Source organism: Candidatus Solincola tengchongensis, assembly GCF_015711935.1.
Lineage (GTDB): Bacteria > Actinomycetota > Geothermincolia > Geothermincolales > RBG-13-55-18 > Solincola_A > Solincola_A tengchongensis.
In genome coordinates this window covers 1-18790 of record NZ_JACVJJ010000021.1, presented here as the reverse complement: position 1 = coordinate 18790, position 18790 = coordinate 1, and the positions used below count along the sequence as shown (strand labels likewise).

Annotated in this window: 15 protein-coding genes and 1 riboswitch; of the genes, 7 read left to right on the top strand and 8 right to left on the bottom strand. The window is 62.8% G+C overall.

Annotation, left to right across the window (positions count from 1 at the left end; all coding sequences use genetic code 11):
* Window positions 1-474: 474 nt before the first annotated feature.
* From H7007_RS00945 to H7007_RS00915, 7 genes are all read right to left on the bottom strand, one after another.
* A complete protein-coding gene (locus H7007_RS00945) occupies window positions 475-1509 on the bottom strand; it encodes a hypothetical protein (RefSeq protein ID WP_287152610.1) in 1035 nt (344 codons plus the stop codon).
* A gap of 71 nt (window positions 1510-1580) precedes the next feature.
* A complete protein-coding gene (locus H7007_RS00940) occupies window positions 1581-2258 on the bottom strand; it encodes a hypothetical protein (RefSeq protein WP_287152609.1) in 678 nt (225 codons plus the stop codon).
* A 193-nt stretch (window positions 2259-2451) separates the two neighbouring features.
* Entirely contained in the window at window positions 2452-3048 is a 597-nt protein-coding gene (locus H7007_RS00935; protein WP_287152608.1) for a TasA family protein, read from the bottom strand.
* A 747-nt stretch (window positions 3049-3795) separates the two neighbouring features.
* Window positions 3796-3881: riboswitch (cyclic di-GMP riboswitch) on the bottom strand.
* 169 nt (window positions 3882-4050) lie between these two features.
* On the bottom strand, window positions 4051-5076 hold the full coding sequence (locus H7007_RS00930; protein WP_287152607.1) for a signal peptidase I: 1026 nt from the start codon (window positions 5074-5076) through the stop codon (window positions 4051-4053).
* A 246-nt stretch (window positions 5077-5322) separates the two neighbouring features.
* The gene (locus H7007_RS00925) at window positions 5323-5754 is read right to left on the bottom strand and encodes a nucleotidyltransferase domain-containing protein (protein ID WP_287152606.1); all 432 of its coding nucleotides are present in this window, start codon (window positions 5752-5754) and stop codon (window positions 5323-5325) included.
* Window positions 5712-6044, bottom strand: a complete 333-nt coding sequence (locus tag H7007_RS00920) for a HEPN domain-containing protein (protein WP_287152645.1) — start codon at window positions 6042-6044, stop codon at window positions 5712-5714. Before H7007_RS00920 ends, H7007_RS00925 begins: the two co-directional genes overlap by 43 nt.
* Before the next feature lie 184 nt (window positions 6045-6228).
* Entirely contained in the window at window positions 6229-7089 is an 861-nt protein-coding gene (locus H7007_RS00915; protein ID WP_287152605.1) for an N-acyl homoserine lactonase family protein, read from the bottom strand.
* A 658-nt stretch (window positions 7090-7747) separates the two neighbouring features.
* Between H7007_RS00915 and H7007_RS00910 the strand changes: the two genes are divergently transcribed.
* The 7 genes from H7007_RS00910 (at window position 7748) to H7007_RS00880 (ending at window position 18220) form a co-directional block, all read left to right on the top strand.
* The gene (locus tag H7007_RS00910) at window positions 7748-9148 is read left to right on the top strand and encodes an alpha/beta fold hydrolase (protein ID WP_287152604.1); all 1401 of its coding nucleotides are present in this window, start codon (window positions 7748-7750) and stop codon (window positions 9146-9148) included.
* 320 nt (window positions 9149-9468) lie between these two features.
* Window positions 9469-10200, top strand: coding sequence for a hypothetical protein (locus H7007_RS00905; RefSeq protein WP_287152603.1), 732 nt, complete (start codon window positions 9469-9471; stop codon window positions 10198-10200).
* Window positions 10201-10957: 757 nt separating this feature from the next.
* Window positions 10958-11566, top strand: a complete 609-nt coding sequence (locus H7007_RS00900) for a 4Fe-4S dicluster domain-containing protein (protein WP_287152644.1) — start codon at window positions 10958-10960, stop codon at window positions 11564-11566.
* Between the two features lie 194 nt (window positions 11567-11760).
* Complete coding sequence (cooS, locus tag H7007_RS00895; protein ID WP_287152602.1) at window positions 11761-13653, top strand: anaerobic carbon-monoxide dehydrogenase catalytic subunit; 1893 nt, start codon at window positions 11761-11763, stop codon at window positions 13651-13653.
* 90 nt (window positions 13654-13743) lie between these two features.
* Window positions 13744-14235, top strand: a complete 492-nt coding sequence (locus H7007_RS00890; RefSeq protein ID WP_287152601.1) for an NADH-quinone oxidoreductase subunit NuoE family protein — start codon at window positions 13744-13746, stop codon at window positions 14233-14235.
* Window positions 14236-14237: 2 nt separating this feature from the next.
* Window positions 14238-17417, top strand: coding sequence for an FAD-dependent oxidoreductase (locus H7007_RS00885; protein WP_287152600.1), 3180 nt, complete (start codon window positions 14238-14240; stop codon window positions 17415-17417).
* Window positions 17414-18220 carry a 2Fe-2S iron-sulfur cluster-binding protein gene (locus H7007_RS00880; protein WP_287152599.1) on the top strand — a complete coding sequence of 269 codons (807 nt, stop codon included), beginning with the start codon at window positions 17414-17416 and terminating at the stop codon, window positions 18218-18220. The genes H7007_RS00885 and H7007_RS00880 overlap by 4 nt, the downstream gene beginning before the upstream one ends.
* A gap of 119 nt (window positions 18221-18339) precedes the next feature.
* Here the strand turns inward: H7007_RS00880 and H7007_RS00875 are convergent, their stop codons facing one another.
* Complete coding sequence (locus tag H7007_RS00875; protein WP_287152598.1) at window positions 18340-18729, bottom strand: hypothetical protein; 390 nt, start codon at window positions 18727-18729, stop codon at window positions 18340-18342.
* Window positions 18730-18790: the final 61 nt, after the last annotated feature.

Sequence of the window (18790 nt, the reverse complement as noted above, 5' to 3'; positions counted from 1 at the left end):
GACATAGGGATGGCGGCCTCAGAGGCCGTGGAATGGATATTAAGCATGATTCTAATCTGAAATGCCTCAGTGAAGCATGTCATCCCGTCATGTGACGGAGCAGCCAGGCGGAGCCTCACAACCGCGAACATCACGCTCCGCAGAGATATCGGACAAGAGGAAAACCGCTCAGGGCCTCTGCCGCCAGTTGCAGGGGGATGCGCGGTCTTTCCGCTTCTCCCCGACGGCCTTAGAAGCGCAAGTAAAATGCCATGATGAGAGCCATAAGGTCTGCTCCTGCCAAGCCTCTCAGGCCGGCGAATTTTTGCTCCGTGCCTGGCCCGAGGAGTAAAGAGGTGTGCGCCTTGCCATAAGGCCTTTACGGTCTACAGGGAGCGAGGCAAGCGAAGGACGGCGCCACGAAAAAGCCGAGCGTTAACTAATTTTTCCAAAAGCGATGGCAGGCTGGTTCCGAGAGGAGATCGCAGGCCTTTTCTATCGGCTCGACCCCGCTGCGGGTTCCGGTGCCGGGGGTCGTGCCTCCATGTTGGAGCTTACCTCCTCGCGAGAGCCCGGTGCGGGCTGTTTCCCCTCTTGCGTGCCCTCGCTTTCCCCGGGTGGGGCCTCGGGCCGGACCTCCTCGGGCTCCTTGCCCGGCTCTGCAGGCGGAACGGTCGCCTCCGGCGGCTTGTCATCCGAAGGCGGGGCGGGTTGTGCCTGCGGCACCGGGGCCGGGAGCGGCGCCACGAAGGCCACGTCCGCCGGGGTTATGAAACCCTCCAGGAGAAGCGGCCAGTCCTCGGGGGTCAGGAGGACCACGTCACAGGCCACGCGGGGGACGTCACGCAGGTCGAAACGCACCGAGACGCCTCCCCTCCCGTCCCTCATTATCTCCCCCTCAAGGAGCAGGCCGGGCGCCACCGCATAGGCCTTCGAGATGCCGACCTTCAGCGTCCCTTTAGGCGCTATCCTCAGGAAGAAGGGGCTTGCGGCATCCACGCCCTTCTCCCATCCCGCGGAACCTTCCCCGGAACAACCCGGGAGCGCTCTACCGGCCGGGCTCCCGGCACCGCTCATGTCGCCATTCATCGTGACGCAGCCCTCCCAGCGCACGACGGTGAACCCGCCGTAAAGAACAGCAGCCCTTCCGTCATGGAAATCGAGCCTCACATCATAGGCTCCGGCGCTCGCTTCCCGGAGGTCGAAAACAGCATAGACCATGCCGGAGCTCAAGACCCATGCTTTCACCGCCCGAATCTCATGCTCCCCCCTGATCAGCCGGGCGACCACGCTTCCCCTGAAGCCCTTGCCGTATATGAAGACCGGCCAGCGGCAGGCCCCTGCAAGACCCCAGTCCGGGCATAACCCACAGATCTTTACCGCAGGTCCGGCCTGCCAGGTACCGGCCGACATCTCGCACCTTACCGCCTCCGTGTCGCTGAACTGGGCATTGACCGGCACCATGTATCTGGCCGACAAAGTCACGGCCACCAGGAGTAATAGAATCAAGTGGGCCTTGAATCTCCGCATGCCTTCCTCACGCGCTTTCAAATCCTCCGCGAGTCGATGACTCTCCGGTCGTACGAACGCCTCGCCGATGATTACTGCCTACTGCACTGGTTCAAGGTGTAGACAAAGGAAACGTTAAGCGCCACACCCATGAACCGGTTGTCCGCCTCGTCGGCAAATCTCACGCTCATCCTCATGGTCGGGCACTTTCTCTCGTCCATCCAGAACTGGGGCGGCGGGAGGTCGTCCAGCGGGTCATCCTTCAGGTCCCGAAAGGTTATCTTCCCGTCCCCATCGGTATCCTCCACTCGCCAGTCCCCCGGCCTGTAGCCGTAGGGTCGTGGTGGCATACCTGTAATTTCCCCCGTCAGAAGATCTATCCTCCAGCTATCGCTCCCATATCCCAGAGCAGTCAATATAATCATCCCGGCCATCTCTTCCGCCGTTACGGGCGCATTCTCTCCCGGGTAACCAGTCAGGGAATAATTGACCCCTATTTCAAGATGGTCCGAGCGTACGATCCCGAGATTTCTCATCTGAATGAAGCTCTTTGAAAATTGGTATTCCTTCCCTGGCTCCATTTCCATAATCGTCCAGGTATCGCTAACCCCGTCCGACCAGCTCTCATCCTGATCTCTGAGTTCCAAGTCAAAAAGGGGGCGATATCTAAAGGAGCAGGCTTGTGATTCTCTCAGAAAAAGATGGCTCCCAACGGCCAGTGCCATGACCGACGAGATAATCCCAATCACTGAAAAAAAGACCTTTCTCAACCTTTTGCGCTCCCTAAACAACCAAGCTCGTTGAATCGCGTGTTATATCTAGCCTTTGACTTATTGCAGCCTCCACACCTTTGACCGCCTTTCCGTAAAAATACTTTTCAAGATTTTAGGTGGTTTCCCGGGCCCGGGGTCTCCGGGCCCGGGAAATACCTTCATGCTCAGGCTACACAAATAACTGACTATGTTAGTCGGCGTTCTGGAGCAGCTCGAAGGTGATGCTTATCTCCAGGGAATCATCCTGAGCCTGGTTGTCCATGGAGGTGTTCCACCAGTCGTAGATCTCAACGATAAAGTCAGTTCCTCCGCCGGCCTCAAGCAATTCGTCGAGATCGTAGCTGGAAGCGAGGTCCTTGACTTTCCCGTTGAATATTATCTTGTCTCCAGGGCTTATCCAACCGTTATGGTCGTAATCGAGGAACATCCTCAGGTTAAGGACATCGTCCAGCTCGCCGGTGTCCGCGGAAGTATCACCCGCCTCGATTTCAGGTTCGGTGAGGTTGTTCTCGTTGCTTGTCACAACGATATTCTCGAGATCTAGGTATCCGGGGATACTTCCTATGTTCTTCAATGTGTAAATGGGGTGCGGTTGATTGCCGGGCTTAAGATTGTTGTATTCGAAAACTACCGTCTCGCCGTTCTTGTCGTTTACCGTGAGGTCCAAAGTCCCAGCTCTGAATTTGTTTAAGGTGAGTTCGGTGTCGCTGAACTGCGCATGCACCCCAAGGCCAACAAGTGTCGCCACTAGAGCCAATGCCATCGTAGCCAAGAGCACCTTTTTCATCTCTTTTCTACCTCCTTCGTTTCATATCCACTTTTCCGTTCGTCCCCCATGAGTAAATCGCTGGGGTTTCTCACCAAGTTGCCCCTCCGGCACCCGGCTATATCTAGTGGCTTCAGAATCCGCATCACCTCCTTTCTTCGCGGATTGGCGCCATCGGGGACACACTCTGCCTCTGGTATGTGTGAGTGCCATGTCCTCAAACTCAACTATCCAATCACCCCTCCAACAAATGGGCTTAAAGAATAGGTATTTATGTTTTTAAAGGTGCCTATGAAATGGCCTCTACCCCTTAGGACCCTCACTGTTTATAATGAAAACAAGGTGCACAAAGGCCTGGCAGAGGCTCGGCGTGTACCTCAGGGGGCAGTGGCGGCTGCCCCCATTCTATTGCCATGCACACCTACTCTTTTTCATCCACCTCCCGTGGGAAACGATTCCTGAAACAGGACAACATTATTCGGACACAGCTTATCATTTATTATTGGTCTACTGAAAAATTCGCCCTTTTTACCCCTTTTACCCAAAAGATTATATATACATAAACCCGTTTCCCGTCAACAACTTTTCCCCGCCAACTCTCACATACTAAGCCCTGACCACACCTGAAAAGAACCGTCAGAGCAATGCAATCCCGCTTACCACCGATCGCCAGCCGCCTTCAAATTCGTGCTTCTACTTAGTCTTCACAGGAAACAAGCATTTTTTCGCCTTCCGGATATACGCCCCTTACGAAATAAAACCCGATCTTTTTGATCGGGCCGGTTTCACCACTCGCTCCCCGCATCGCAGGTGACCATATCAACGCGATGCGGTTCACAGCTTCCCCATCGTCCCAATTCGTATGATTTATCTATATAAATTATAGCTTCTTTTCATCATTTGTAAACCTTATCCACATTGATCGAGTAATCAGAAACTCACTTAATAACTGAAAGAACAGGGATGTACGGAATACGGGTATATGTCAAAACGTCTTTGGTTTTCCCCAGTGTAGAACATCCGTCAATCCTTCAATCCCGCTTTTTCCCTCTTGAGCTCCCCTACAGCTTTAACCAGGTCTTTCCCAAAAAGCACCATAAGAATCAGAGCCGGCGCGCAGATGAATACAAGAAATGCCAGTTTGCTCTGCATAAAACTGGAAAAGAACCCTAGATAAGGTATATGAAACACTACCTTGTCCACCTTTTCCGAGGAGATGGAGACCAGGTCCGGGTCGGGGTCCTCGTTGGCGTCGCCCTTGGTCTGGAACCAGCGCTTGCCGTCTTCCTCAACAATATCGATTACGCGGTGGGTCACTTTTCTGCCGTCGGGGGCGTTGAAGCCGATTATGTCCCCCACCTTGACATCGCTCACGTGGACATCGCGGCAGATTATCATCCCCCCCACTTTGAGAGCCGGTTCCATGGAACCGGAGAGGACTGGGTGGGCGCTCATCCCGAAGCGCGGGGCCACCATGAGGAAGGCGGCCAGGAGGATGAAGATGGCAAGGACGATGATGGTCGACCATTCCAGGACTCGAAGCGCCGCCCTCGCTATAGCCCAGCCTTTCCGGCTCTCATCAACCTTTGAGGCCCCTTTCCCCGATCCCACCTCGATAGCGCCATTCGGGCTGCGCTCCACCATCAGGTCACGCTCACCCTTCAGAGCAATCTCGCCCTCACCGGTCCTACAATTTTCCTGACCCATGTCAGGCGTTGTCCCCTCCACATCAGGCATGACGGCCTTCTCGCTTCCCGCGCCTCTAAGCACCTCCGCCACAAAGCCTTCCAGCACCGATCTTGGTGTGGTAGGCAACCGGGCGAGCCATTCAGCCCTTCTGCCCTCATCCGCCTCCAGCATCTCTCTCAGGGCGCATTTCACGAATTCCCTGGCCGGTTTCACCAGATTCCAGTAGGCGTCCCAATCGTCCTCATCGAACGAATCGGGGGGATTCCGCAAGACCCGGACGGTCCTGTCGGAGAGGGTCCTCCCCCGCGCGGCGAAATAGGCCGTCAGTTGCTGGAGGAAATAGTCATCCGCCCTATCCATCTCGATTTCCCTGTCGCCCTGCTAAAACATGCGCCTGATCCATGTATATTCTACCATAACGCCAACACGCAACTTTTCGGCCGGGCATGAGGGCAAGGGTCGCGAAGGGAGTTGATCTCCAGCGAGAAGCGCCGTCAAGATCGGCAATCCCACTCTATCGCGCAAGCAGGGTCTAAGACGTTTGGCCCGTTCAGCGGCGAAGCCGCAAATCCTTTAGCGGACATCTAACGCCTGGATGCCGCCAAATCACGTGAAAACCCAGAAATCGCCCTCCTTGCGCAGCTCCCCGGACTTCACCCGCTGGAGGTGCCTGCGGCGCTTCCCCTCGAAGGTCCCGTCGTCCAGGACAACCACGCCCTCCTCGAGGACGTCCCAGACAAGCGCCCCTTCCGCAGCGGCGAACTCCTCGGGGGTCATGGCCAACGGCTCGAGCGGCAATAGTCCAGGCCACGCATCGAGCAAGAGCTCTATGCGCTCGAAGCGGTTGTATTTCTCGAAATCGGGAGAGAGGACGAGTATATCGTAGTCGCTCTCCTCCAGGTTCTCCCCTGTGGCCCGGGAGCCGAAGACAACCAAGGAGGAAAGGCTCAGCCTCTCCCGGAGGGAGCCGAGGAAGGATTCCAGAAGCGCGTGGTCTATATCCGGCTGCGCACGAACTCCTCTATCCTCTTTTGGCATTCGCGAAGCTCCTCCACAATCTCCGCGCCGTAGAAGTCCTTGGGGGGACCTCCTACCCCGTTCGGGTAGCGGGACATGATATAGTGGCCGTCCAGTTTCTTGCACTCTCTCGAAATCTCCGAGGTATCGATGCCCCTGGTGCTCAGCATCTTCTCCATGTGCACGCAGGAATGGGTGCGTGACTCCAGCCCCAGGCGGAGGAGGAGGGCCTTCAAAGCTTTTTCCGCCGACTGCTGGAGGTGAAAGGCAGCTCCTTCATAAAGGCCTTCCCTCGAGAGGCTATCCGCCATATCGCGGTCTCTATCAGCCGCTTCCAGCCACCAACTCACTTCAGGGCGCATCATCTCACCCCGCGTCCCTGCTTCGTTCCGGCCCACCCGCTGTTCCACCATTATATCAAGTGCAAAGAAGAAGTTTTCTCGCGCGATATCGCTGCCAGCCAGGCGACTGGGAAGGGTCCCGCGCGCAAGCCCCTCACTCCAGGTCGTAGTCGTCGGGGAGGACCTTCATGCGCACCAGCTCGGGGTCGTGCCCGGGGATGACCACGTCGGCCATCATGTCCAGCTTGGCCAGGGAGCGCATTATCTCCCCGGGGTTGAGCACCGAGGGCCCGAAGTAGCCCCCGTAGCGGGACCCCCACACCTTGGCGATGGTCTCCTGCACCTCGGGGTCCTCGAGGTCCACCTTCTGGCCGGCCACGCCCCCCAGGGCCACCGCCTCGGCGAACTTGGCCGGGAAGCGCTTGGCCAGGCCGGCGTACATGTAGGCGGCGTCCCCGAAGATCACGGCCCTGCCCCGTGAGGTGTTCACTCCCACCGCCTGGTGTCCGGCGGTGTGCCCGGGGGCGAAGATGAGCTCGATGCCCTCCCGCAGCTTGAAGTCCCCGTTCACCAGCTTGAAGCGGGGTACCAGGTCTATCCAGTCTTCCTGGCAGCAGCCCACCGCCTGGTATCCCATGGGGAAGTAGGATTCCACCATCTCCACCTCCTGCACGTAGAAGGAGGCGTTCTCGAAGAGGTGGAGGTAGCCGGTGTGGTCGTGGTGCAGGTGGGTGATGATGACCGTCTCTATCTCCTTGGGGTCCACGCCGTTCCGCCTGAGCACCTCGGGGACCTCCAGGTCGGGGGTGCGCGGCTTGGGCCCGAATATCCACTTGGGGACGTGGTCGTGCACGTAGCTCCCGTCCACGATGATCTTCTCCCCGTCCTCCCCCTCGATGAGGAACATGAAGACGGGGAGGTCTGCGACGTAACCGGCGGCGAGCGGGCTCATGATCAGCCCCCAGTTCATGTGGAACCACCCGGTGAGCAAGGGCTTTATCCTGTACTCCTTCATGGCGCAGCCTCCTTTCTCTCCCTCCGATATCCGATTTATCAATGGCAACCCACCTTATCTTCAGGATAACCCACCTGAAGAAACCGAGCACGTTGGAAATGCTCCGGCACAGGAGACGCTGCGCAGGAGTAATGATCATACCTATCGCATATCCTTAGGGGTATCAAAATCCAAGATCTGAACCCTTATGGTTTCGAGCGTGGAAGAAAGGGGAAAATAGGAATGGGGCTGCGAATCTATTACCGACAACCTCGGGCGCGATAACGGGCACGGATCAACAGGGCATTTACGTTTACGGGCATAAACATTCAAAACCACAAAGCATCGTTGCTGTCACGAGAACGGGCTTTGAGGGCAAGACCGTGGGTGGAGGCATCCGCATGCACGAGAGGGGCAAAGGAGGTGATGCCTTTCAGGAGAGGGAAATCCCCAAAGCCGAAGCCGGATCACCGGTCATAAGAAGTGCATATGCCAATAATGCCTACAGGCCACACAACACACTGTACAAACCCTACGAAACATACAAGGTTCGCCGCAAACTCCATGCTTACCATCAAACCTATAAAGCACGAGACGTACCTGCCAAAACCTGCCTCCAGCCCCGGTGATCCGGGGAGACGCAGCTTCAAGAAAGACGCATACAATCGGAGGTGAGACCATGAACATGAAAAGCGCTGGTAGAAAGCTTCTGCTCCCGACAAAGTGCTTGGCCGCGGTCCTGCTGGCGGCGGCTCTCATGTTGGCCTTATCCATGCCGACCGCCGCAGGCAGATGTATGCCCACCGACAGGCTCTACCCCATCATCTTCGTCCACGGGGGCTCGGGATCCGCGGCCCAGTTCGAGTCGCAGGCCATGCGCTTCGCGAGCAACGGCTACCCGCCGGAGCTCATAACGGCATTCGAGTACGACTCCAGTTTCACCATCAACACCATGGCCGACGTCTACAACAGGCTGGACGAGCACATCGCGAGGGTCATGGCCGAGACTGGGGCCCCCAAGGTCAACGTGCTGGGGCACTCCCTGGGCACGACGGTCATGCACGGCTACCTGGCCTACCCCGAGCGCGCGGCCAAGGTGGCCAACTACGTGAACATCGACGGGAGGACGGCGGCTGCTCCTCCAGGTGGGGTGAGGACCCTGGCCATATGGGCCGGGATGGGGACTCCCGGCCGCGAGATCGTGGGGGCCATAAACGTGACCATCCCCGGCCAGACCCACGTGCAGGTGGCCACCTCGGCGGAGTCCTTCGCCGAGATGTACCGGTTCTTCACCGGGGAGGAACCGGCCACCACCGAGATCATCCCCCAGCCGCGGGGCCAGGTGAGGGTGGCCGGCCGCGCCGTGTTCTTCCCCCTGAACGCGGGGGTGGAGGGGGCCACCGTGCAGATGTGGGAGGTGGACCCGGCCACGGGCAGGAGGATGAGGAAGAAGCCGGACGCCTCCTGCGTGGTGGGCGCCGACGGTGCCTGGGGCCCCTTCAAGGCCAAGGGCGGGAGCTCCTACGAGTTCGTCATCCTGCGGGAGGGCTTCCGTGCCCACCACTTCTACACCGAGCCCCTGATAAGGAGCGACTACCTGGTGCGGCTGAACACCTCCCCTCCAGGTGGCGTCGGCGACCTGCTGGACACGAGCGACCGCCACGCCAACCTGGTCATCACCCGGAACAAGGAGCTGTGGGGCGACCAGGGGACGAACAACGACGTGCTCCTGGTGGACGGCGTGAACGTGGTCACCCCCGCGGGATGCGCCCTCACCAAAAGGACCATAGGCATGTTCGTCTACGACTGGCACGCCGACGGGGCGAGCGACCGCTCCGCGCCCATTCCCTTCCTGCACTCCCTCCCCTTCCTCACCGGCGTGGACCTCTTCGTCCCCGCCGCCGACCCGCCGGACCGCACCATATCCCTGGTGCTCTTCCCGCGCGGCGGAGGGGGAAGGACGCAGGTGGTGAACGTCCCCGCCTGGGCCTCCTCCGGGCACGCCGTCACGGTGATGTTCAACGACTTCCGGCAGGACGCGAACACCTGGGTGGAGTACGTGCGGGCCTTGCGGGAGTGAGGCAGACCAGCGAAAGCGCGTGGGTCAGCGAGTCAGCTTGGACTGATACGGCGGCCTCCCCATAGACGGCGGGCCTTCCAATAGACGGCGGGCCTCCCCATAGACGGTTCAAGCGCGAAGGCAAACGCGCCAGGGGCCGCGCCCTCGCCCGCCCTACCGCCGGCGCTGTCCGGTCGACTCCCGGAACGCCGGTGCCGGGGCCCAAAGGCTGGGGGGCGGCCCCATCCAACGCAACGCTTGCGCTCGTGAGGGTACATATCCCGAGGACGCGGCCTCGCAAAGCCCGCTCTTATGCCCGCTTCTATGCTAAAATCCAAAGCATGGCTGCGAGGAGAGCTGTCATAACAATTACTGCGATAGCCTGTCTAACCATTTTCTTCCTTCTCCTCCCCGCGCTCGCGGGCTGCGGGAAAGCCGGAGACGAGGCCGGGCCGGAGAGCCGCGAGGTCGCCGGCAACGAGGGGCCAGCGGAGGCGGATACCACGGCACAGCAGGGGGCACCGCAGTGCGCCCAGGCGACGGGCGGGAACGGGGAGGCCGTCGTGACCTTCCCCGCCTACCCGACGACGAGCCCCTGGGAGGAGGAACTGCGGAGGGAGTGGGTCCCGGACATCGTCTGCGACCTCATCTGGGGCTACCGCGTTTACGTCAACGGGAATTTCTTCGGGGACTGGCCCGCCGTATACACGCCCACAGGTACTACTTCCTACACGCTGCAATCTCCCCAGAGCATCACCCTGCAGGGGCTGACCCCCGGACAGTACTACACCGTGGACATCTACCCCCTGGGGATATACTTCAGCCCCAACCTGGTCACCCCCGACGGAAAAAGATACGCCTATCGCAAGAACGGCGCTGCAGACTGGTCGTGGGCATGGGTCGACAGAAGCGGCAACCCCGTCAGCGCTTGGTCGCCCCTCCAACCGCTTCCCGAGACCGCGCAGATAAACAACCCCGGCTATTTCTTCAAATACGGGCTGCTCTGGTCGGGACGGGTTCAGGCCCAAAGGAGCGGTGGCGGGGGCGGCGGGGGTAAAGGCCTGCCGATGTGAGGGGCATGCGGGTGAAGATCAAGAGCCGCGTGTCACTCTAAAGCGCGGCATGTTCGGGCATCCCGCGTGGAAATAACGCTTTTTTGGAGCCTCCTCAGGAATAAAGACCCCTGATCTCAATACGGCCTACCCTATTGACAACAATGCAAGCCATGCCCTAATAATTTATCCGTGTCGAGGGCTTGGAGGGCAAACATCATTTCTCAACCGTCCTCGATGCTCTACTTAAACGCGTTTGGCCTTTTGTCCATACGCGCGTAAGGGCATGTTGGAAAACAAGTTCTGGGCTATATACTCGCATACGTGTGGTGCATTACGGTTTGGGTAAAAAGGAACCATAGGAATGCGTGAGCTGTCGAGCCTTTCCATACTTGCATACTTGAAAAGTGGGGTGGAGGCGACCGAACATCCACTACTTCCCACATGGCATCCGCTCAAAGACCCCGGGGGCCGATAAGATCGCACATTTGAGGAGGTGATGACGGGACAGAAAGGCAAAAGGGCACAGGCTTTTAACAAGGCTTTCCGAAGTCCGGTAAGGTCGTATTCCGAATGAGGTGACGGAAAGGCCGGAGAAGCGAATGGCATGCAATATCGCCGTGAGAGACGTCGGGATACAAAAGATGACTTGTCCTGGAAGCGTGAGGCAAAGGAAGTATTTTCCTTAAGAGGGAACAGCGAGAACAGGATTAGACGTCGACCGCGAGCATCGCCGGATGGGGTCTCAAGAGACGAAGGAGGTCGTGCTTTGGAAGAGGTGATGGTAAGGCCGGAGAGGTGCATAGGGTGCAAGCACTGCGAGGTAGCCTGCGCCGTGGAGCACTCCGCCGCCCGGGAGCTGGCGGCGGCGCTGGGGGAGACGCCCGTCTCGGTCCCCAGGATAAGGGTGGAGGTGGGCATGAGCTACCTGACTTTCCCCAACCGCTGCCGGCACTGCGACCCCGCTCCCTGCCTGCAGGTGTGCCCCACCAACGCCCTAGTCCGAGACGAGCGTACAGGCCTGGTGGCGCAGGAATACGCCAGGTGCATAAGGTGCACCGCCTGCGCCATGGCCTGTCCCTTCGGGGTCATCCAGTTCAAGCCGGTGCTCCAGACGGGGCCGGAACGGGTGGTCAACGCCAAGTGCGACGGGTGCCTGGACAGGCGGGCAAGGGGCGAGGTCCCGGCCTGCGCCGAGGCCTGCAAGACCGGCGCCCTGGTCTTCGGGGAGGTGAACGAGCTCATCCGTTCGGACCGGAAGAGCTTCACCCTGAGGATGCTCACCAGTCGGGAGCCGGAGGTGGAGGCGCCCGGCATGCCCGCCAACCTCCGCGCCTTCCGGGACCTCATGGCGGAGCTGGCGGGGTTGGGCCCATCCGCCGAATAGCGGCAGGAACAGCGGCAGGGGTGATCTGGGAAACACCGGCGATTTGGAACCCTGGCGGGTATGGGCCCGTTTGCCGCACGGAGACATGATGTGATCGGAGGTTATACCGAGGAAAATCCGGTCCTTAGGGGCCGACGGCCGAGAGGAAATCGCGCCTGAAGGCGCGTCTGTAGCTCGAGGAGGAGGATCGAGAAATGCAACACGACGTGTTCTCCGCGAAGGAGGAGGCCCAAAAGAGGGCCACCCATCCCACGGATCAGGAGATAGTCGAGAAGGCGCTCCGGGAGGGAGTGGAGACCGCCTGGGACAGGCTGGAAAAGCAGCAGCCGCAGTGCGGTTACGGGCAGCTGGGCCTGTGCTGCAACCGCTGCGCCATGGGGCCCTGCCGCATCGACCCCTTCGGCGAGGGGCCCCGCCGCGGCGTGTGCGGCGCCGACGCCGACCTCATCGTGTCCCGTAACCTCCTCGACGACCTGGCGGTGGGGGCCGCCGCGCACTCCGACCACGCCCGCGAGGTCATCGAGGTGCTCCTGGAGACCGCGGAGGGGAGGGCGCAGGGTTACCGCCTGACGGACGTCGAGAAACTGAGGTCCATCGCCGCGGAGTACGGCCTGGACACGGCGGGAAAGCCCGACGAGGAGATAGCCAGGGAGCTGGCCCTGGCCATGCTCGAGGAGTTCGGGACGGTGAAGAACCGCATACAGTTCACCGAGCGGGCCCCGGAGAAGACGACAGCTATATGGAAGGAACTGGGAATCATGCCCCGGGGCGTGGACCGGGAGATAGTGGGGGCCGACCACCGCATCCAGATGGGGGTGGGAGCGGACTACACCAACGTACTGGTGCACGCGCTGCGCGCCTCGCTGGCCGACGGATGGGGCGGCTCCATGATGGCCACCTTCGCCTCGGACATCCTCTTCGGCACGCCCTCCCCCAAGACCTCCACGGTCAACCTGGGCGTCCTGGAGGCGGACAAGGTCAACGTCATCACCCACGGCCACAACCCCATCCTCTCGGAGATGATCGTGCTGGCCGCCCAGGACCCCGAGCTCCTCGAGCTGGCCTCGCAGAAGGGAGCCAAAGGCATAAACGTGGTCGGCATGTGCTGCACGGGCAACGAGCTCCTCATGAGGCACGGCGTCCCGGTCGGCGGCAGCCTCCTGGACCAGGAGCTGGCCATCGCCACCGGCGCGGTGGAGGCCATGGTGGTCGACTACCAGTGCGTCTTCCCCTCCCTCGCGGAGACGGCCTCCTGCTACCATACCAAGGTCATCTGCACCAGCGAAAAGGCGGTGGTGCCGGGAGCCGTCTATCTCCGCTTCGCGCCCGAGAGCGCGCTGGACACCGCCAAGGAGATAGTGAGGACGGCGGTGGAGAACTTCCCCCTGCGCAACCCGGACCGGGTGAAGATACCCGGGGAGCCGGCGAGCTTCACGGTCGGCTTCTCCGAGGAGTCCATCCGCGGAGCCCTGGGAGGGAGCTACAAACCCCTCATCGACGCCATCGTGTCCGGGCAGATACTGGGCGCGGCGGGGGTCGTGGGCTGCAACAACCCGAAGATAAAGATGGACCACGGCCACGTGACCCTGGTGAGCGAGCTCATCAAGAGGAACATCCTGGTGGTGGAGACGGGGTGCGCCGCCTACGCCTGCGGAAAGGCGGGGCTCCTCCGGCCGGAGGCGGCGGACATGGCCGGCGAGGGCCTGGCCTCCGTGTGCAAGGCGCTGGGCGTGCCGCCGGTGCTCCACATGGGCTCCTGCGTGGACTGCTCGCGCATCCTCAACCTGCTGGCCGCCGTGGCTAAAGAGATCGGGGTGGGCATCGGGGACCTCCCCGTGGTGGGGGCGGCGCCGGAGTGGTACTCCCAGAAGGCCATCTCCATCGGCGCCTACTTCGTGGCCTCGGGGGTGAACGTGGTCCTGGGCATCCCGCCCAAGATATTCGGCAGCGCCAACGTGGTGGAGCTCCTGGCCTCCAAGCTGAAGGATCTGGTGCAGGCCTCCTTCGCCGTGGAGCCGGATCCCCTCAAGGCCGCCGACCTCATCGAGTCCCTCATCCGGGAGAAGCGGAAGGGGCTGAACATCTGAGCGGCCGCCGAGCCGCGTCCAAAGGCGGCACGGGCACGAAACGAAACGGGCGATCGCTCGCAGGCCTTTCACTGATCCGGGGTGATGCGCATGACAGGCGAAAACAGGCTGGAAACCGTGATCTCCGGTTACGACCGGCCCTACGGGAGGCTTTTAGGAATCCTTGAGGCCGTCCAGGAGGAGGAGGGCTACCTGCGCCGGGAGACCCTCGAGCTCCTGGCGGAGAGGCTCGGCGTGCCCCTCTCCCGCCTCTACAGCCTGGCCACCTTCTACTCCCTCTTCGAGCTGCAGCCGGTGGGGAGGCACGTCATAACCGTGTGCCGGGGTACGGCCTGCCACGTGAGGGGCGCTGACCGCCTGCTGGCCGCCCTGCGGGATCTGCTGGGGCTGGAGCCCGGCGAGACCACCCCGGACGGCAAGTTCACCCTGACCACCGACGACCTCTCCTTCTCCGTGAAGGCGGCCCGCTGCTTCGGGGCCTGCAGCATGGCCCCCGTCGTCAGGGTGGACGGCAGGGCTTACGGGCTGATGACGCCCGAGAGGATCCCGGCCTTGCTGGAAAGATATGGATGGAGAAGATGAAGATGGCGAAGATAAGGGGACTCGAGGACCTGGAGAGGACAGGCGAGCGCGGACTCCGCAAGCTGCTGCCCGAAAGGCCCCGCGTCACCGTGGGCACGGCCACCTGCGGCCTGGCGGCCGGAGGCGGTGAGGTCCACGCCTCCCTGGCGAATGCCCTGAGCGAAAAAGGCCTCGACGCCCTCCTGGTCAAGGTGGGCTGCATCGGTTACTGCCGTGTGGAGCCCTTAGTGGGAGTGTGCCTCCCGGGTGGGCCGCTGCTCCTCCTGCGCGGCGTGCGCGAGGAGGACGCGGAAGAGATCGCGGCGGCGCTTGAGCGCGGGCGCCTGCCGGCGGAGAAGGCCCTCTGCCGCGTGGAGGACTGGGACCACCTGACAAAGCGCCTCTCCTACGGAAAGGGAGCAGACGGCGTGCCCGCCTACGACGAGGTGCCCTTCTTCCGCCGGCAGGAAAAGGTGGTCATGAGGAACTGCGGGCTCATCAACCCGGAGGACATCGAGGAGTACATCGCCGTGGGGGGGTACCGGGCCGCCCTCCGCGCCCTCGGGGAGATGACCCCGGAGGAGGTGATAGCCGAGGTCGAACGGTCGGGGCTGCGCGGCAGGGGCGGGGCCGGTTTCCCAACTGCCAGAAAGTGGAAGGCAGCTCTTGCCGCCGACGCGGACACCAGGTACGTCATCTGCAACGCCGACGAGGGCGACCCCGGGGCCTACATGAACCGCAACGTCATAGAGAGCGACCCCCACTCCCTCCTGGAGGGGATGCTCATCGGCGCGTACGCCCTGGGGGCCAACGAGGGGATAATCTACGTCCGGGCGGAATACCCCCTGGCGGTGGAGAGGCTGCGCCTCGCCCTGGAGCAGGCGGAGCGCCTCGGCCTTCTGGGCGACGACGTCCTGGGCACGGGATTCGCCTTCCGCGTCACCGTGGCCCGCGGCGCCGGTTCCTTCGTCTGCGGTGAGGAGACCGCCCTCATCGCCTCCCTGGAGGGGAAGACGGGCCGTCCCGCGCCGCGCCCGCCCTACCCCACCGAGAGCGGGCTCCTCGGCGCTCCCACGGTCATCAACAACGTGGAGACCTGGTGCAACGTGCCGGTCATCATAGCGAAGGGCGGGGAGTGGTTCTCGCGCCTCGGAAAGGATGGCAACGCGGGCACCAAGGTCTTCTCGCTGGTGGGCAAGGCGAGCAACGTGGGCCTCGTGGAGGTGCCCATGGGCACTCCCGTCGGCGAGGTCGTCGAGGACATAGGCGAGGGCCCACCCGGGGGGCGGAGGCTGAAGGCGGTGCAGGTGGGCGGCCCATCCGGGGGCTGCCTGCCCGCGCGCCTCCTGGACACCCCGCTGGACTACGAGAGCCTCCAGGAGCACGGGGCCATCATGGGCTCCGGCGGCATGGTGGTCATGGACGAGAACACCTGCATGGTGGACACCGCCAGGTTCTTCCTGGAGTTCACCGGCGACGAGTCCTGCGGGAAGTGCGCTCCCTGCCGCGACGGGCTGTTCTTCATGCAGCGTCTGCTGGAAAAGATTTCCTCCGGGGAGGGGAGTTCGGAGGACCTGGGCCTGCTGGAGGAGCTGGCGGAGGGAACCCGCAAGACGTCCCTCTGCGGATTGGGCCGCACGGCGCCCAACCCGGTGCTCACCACCCTGCGCCACTTCCGGGAGGAGTACCTGGAACACGTGGAGCGCCGCAGGTGTCCCGCGGGGGTATGCGAGGCCCTGACCTATGCCCCCTGCTGGAGCGCCTGCCCCCTGGGACAGGACGTGCCCGGTTACGTGGCCCACATCGCCGCGGGAGACCTCGCCGCCGCCGCCGAGGTCATCGCGCTGGACAACCCCTTCCCGAGGGTGCTTTCCAGGGTTTGCCATCACCCCTGCGAGAGGAGGTGCCGCCTGGGCGAGACCTCCCAGCCGGTCTCCATCTGCGCCCTGAAGCGGGTGGTAGCCGACCTCCGCCCCCGGCGGCCCGCGAGCGCCGGAGCCGGCGGGCGCAAAGGGCGCAAAGGAGAGAAGGGGGAGGTGGCCGTGGTGGGCTCCGGCCCGGCCGGGCTCAGCGCCGCCTTCTTCCTGGCCCGGATGGGATACGGGGTCACCGTCCTCGAGTCCTCCCCCTCCCCCGGAGGCATGCTCAGGTGGGGCATCCCCGCCTACCGGCTTCCCAGGGACGTCCTGGAGGAGGAGATAGCGGCCCTAAGCGCGATGGGGGTGGAGTTCCGCACCGGCGTCACCGTGGGCAGCGACGTGACCCTTCCGGAGCTCCTTTCCCGGGGGTACGGCGCCGTGGTGCTGGCCGTGGGCCTGCCCCGCGGGGAGGGCCTGGGGATCCCCGGGGCCGACGCCCCCGGCGTGCTGGACGGTCTGACCTTCTTGAGGGAGGTGAACTCCGGAGCCTCCGTGGCCCTCGGACGGGAGATCCTGGTGGTCGGCGGCGGCAACACCGCTGTGGACGCCGCCCGCTGCGCCCGCCGGTTGGCCCCGGAAGCTCGCGTGCGCATCGTGTACCGGCGCGAACGCCGCGACATGCCCGCCATCCCCTCGGAGGTGGAGGAGGCCTACCGCGAGGGGGTGGAGATGGAGTTCCTCACCCTCCCGGTGCGGGTGATCTCGGAGAACGGCAGGGTGGCCGGCCTGCTGTGCAGGCGCGCGGCGCCTGGGCCCCGGGACGAGATGGGGCGCCGCCTCCCCGTGCCCCTCGAGGGCTCGGATTTCGTCATCCCCGCGGACACCGTCATCGCCGCCGTGGGCCAGAGGGAGGACGGGACCTTCCTGGCGGGCGCCGCGGGTCTGGAAATAAAAGGAAGCCGGCTCGCGGCCGACCCGGAGACACTTCAGACGGGGATGCCGGGCGTCTTCGCCGCCGGCGACGTGTTCCACGGGCCCTCCACGGTGGTGGAAGCCGCCGCCTCGGGAAGGGCGGCGGCGGAATCGGTGGACCTCTACCTGAGCGGGAAGCCCATGCGGAGGAAGCGCATGGCAGCCTTTCCCTCCTCCAGGGTACCGCCTTACGAGATGACCTCCCGCGAACTGGAGGAGGTCGCCGCTCGGGGCCGAGAGGAAGCCCCCACCCTGCCGCCGGAGGAGAGGACCGGCGGCTTCCTGGAGGTGTCCATGGCCATGGACAGGGAAGCGGCGGTGCGGGAAGCGCGCCGCTGCCTGCGCTGCGACCTCAAGGAGGTAACCCGGTGAAAGGCGAGGTCTGCATTTCCATAAATGGCAAAAAATGCCAGGCAAGAGAGGGCGAGCCGGTGCTCCAGGCCGCCAGGAGGAACGGCTTCTTCATCCCCTCCCTCTGCTACCACGAGGCCCTTGAGCCCTACGCCGCCTGCCGCCTGTGCCTCGTTGAGGTCTTGGGCGGGCCGGCCCCGGCCGGGGTGACCACCTCCTGCACCCTGCGCGCCTCCGAGGGCCTGGAGGTGCTCACCGAGTGCGAGGAGGTCGCGTCCCTGCGCCGCATAGTCCTGGAGCTGCACCTGGCCAGGGCCCCGGAGGCGGAGGTGGTCAGGAGTCTGGCGGAGACGTACGGGGTCAAGGCCGGCCGTCTGGTCCGGGAGCCGGACCCCTCCGACCCCCTGGGAAACAGGTGCGTGCTCTGCGGCCTGTGCGTGAGGGTCTGCTCGGAGGCGCTGGGGGTGGGCGCCATCGACTTCATAGGGAGGGGTTACGCGACCCGCGTGAACACACCGTATCTGGAGGCCTCCTCCGTGTGCACCGGCTGCGGGGCTTGCGCGGAGGTGTGCCCCACGGGCGCCGTCCGCTGGGAGGAAGGCAAAGAGGCCCGCGTCATGCATTCCTGGAGCGGCACCGCGGTACCATTCCGGAAGTGCGCACGCTGCGGGAGGAGTTTCGGCCCGGACGCCCTTGCCGCCTACGCCTACGCCCGGGTTCCCGACCTCGACGCCTCGCTCCGCGATCTGTGCCCGGACTGCAGGCGGAAGGACTTCTCGCAGCGTACGCTCTTTTATGCCGCTAATCCGCAGAGCGTGGAATAAAGGTGGATGCGGAATAAGGCCGCGAGCGCAGACGTAATGCGCGCGCATCTGGGATCCCGGCTTCCAGATCACTGGTTTACTATGCGCCCATCCCTGGGCAACACAGTGCGCGCAGCGGTTCAAGCCATGCGCCCGGGGGTATCAAATTTCAAGACCTGGCCGGCCTCCCCGTCCTCCTCCACCTCGTCCCGCTCAATAAAGAACCTTCCGCGGGGCACGCTTGGCCTGTAGGAGGGCACCAGCTCCGAGAGAAGAACCCGCACGCGGTCCTCGTCCTCCCTGCGCGCGGCCAGGATGAGCTCCTCCACCCGGGCCTGGAAGTCCCCGGGCAGCTCCAGCTCGTGTATGGCCTTGTCTATCTTGGGGTGGGGGGTGCGCGCCAGCTCCTCCTCCGGGAAGGTGAGGGTCTCGTGCGGCTTCTCCCCCGGCCGCAGCCCGTTATGACAGGTGCTGTATCGTTTCAGTAGGCGCTTTCCGGGTTGAAAAGAGTCGAGAGACCACCCTATCATCCTGACAAAACAAGCTAAGTTAACAGGAAGAAAGGGGTGATCTCTCTTGCTGAACGAAATC

Bases quoted from the DNA above. Each gene is read 5' to 3' on its own strand.
- H7007_RS00920 (WP_287152645.1), bottom strand. From the start codon at position 6,044: ATGGCGGATAGCCTCTCGAGGGAAGGCCTTTATGAAGGAGCTGCCTTT.
- H7007_RS00935 (WP_287152608.1), bottom strand. From the start codon at position 3,048: ATGAAAAAGGTGCTCTTGGCTACGATGGCATTGGCTCTAGTGGCGACA.
- H7007_RS00875 (WP_287152598.1), bottom strand. From the start codon at position 18,729: ATGATAGGGTGGTCTCTCGACTCTTTTCAACCCGGAAAGCGCCTACTG.
- cooS (WP_287152602.1), top strand. From the start codon at position 11,761: ATGCAACACGACGTGTTCTCCGCGAAGGAGGAGGCCCAAAAGAGGGCC.
- H7007_RS00925 (WP_287152606.1), bottom strand. From the start codon at position 5,754: ATGCCAAAAGAGGATAGAGGAGTTCGTGCGCAGCCGGATATAGACCAC.
- H7007_RS00930 (WP_287152607.1), bottom strand. From the start codon at position 5,076: ATGGATAGGGCGGATGACTATTTCCTCCAGCAACTGACGGCCTATTTC.
- H7007_RS00905 (WP_287152603.1), top strand. From the start codon at position 9,469: ATGGCTGCGAGGAGAGCTGTCATAACAATTACTGCGATAGCCTGTCTA.
- H7007_RS00885 (WP_287152600.1), top strand. From the start codon at position 14,238: ATGGCGAAGATAAGGGGACTCGAGGACCTGGAGAGGACAGGCGAGCGC.
- H7007_RS00945 (WP_287152610.1), bottom strand. From the start codon at position 1,509: ATGCGGAGATTCAAGGCCCACTTGATTCTATTACTCCTGGTGGCCGTG.
- H7007_RS00915 (WP_287152605.1), bottom strand. From the start codon at position 7,089: ATGAAGGAGTACAGGATAAAGCCCTTGCTCACCGGGTGGTTCCACATG.
- H7007_RS00910 (WP_287152604.1), top strand. From the start codon at position 7,748: ATGAACATGAAAAGCGCTGGTAGAAAGCTTCTGCTCCCGACAAAGTGC.
- H7007_RS00890 (WP_287152601.1), top strand. From the start codon at position 13,744: ATGACAGGCGAAAACAGGCTGGAAACCGTGATCTCCGGTTACGACCGG.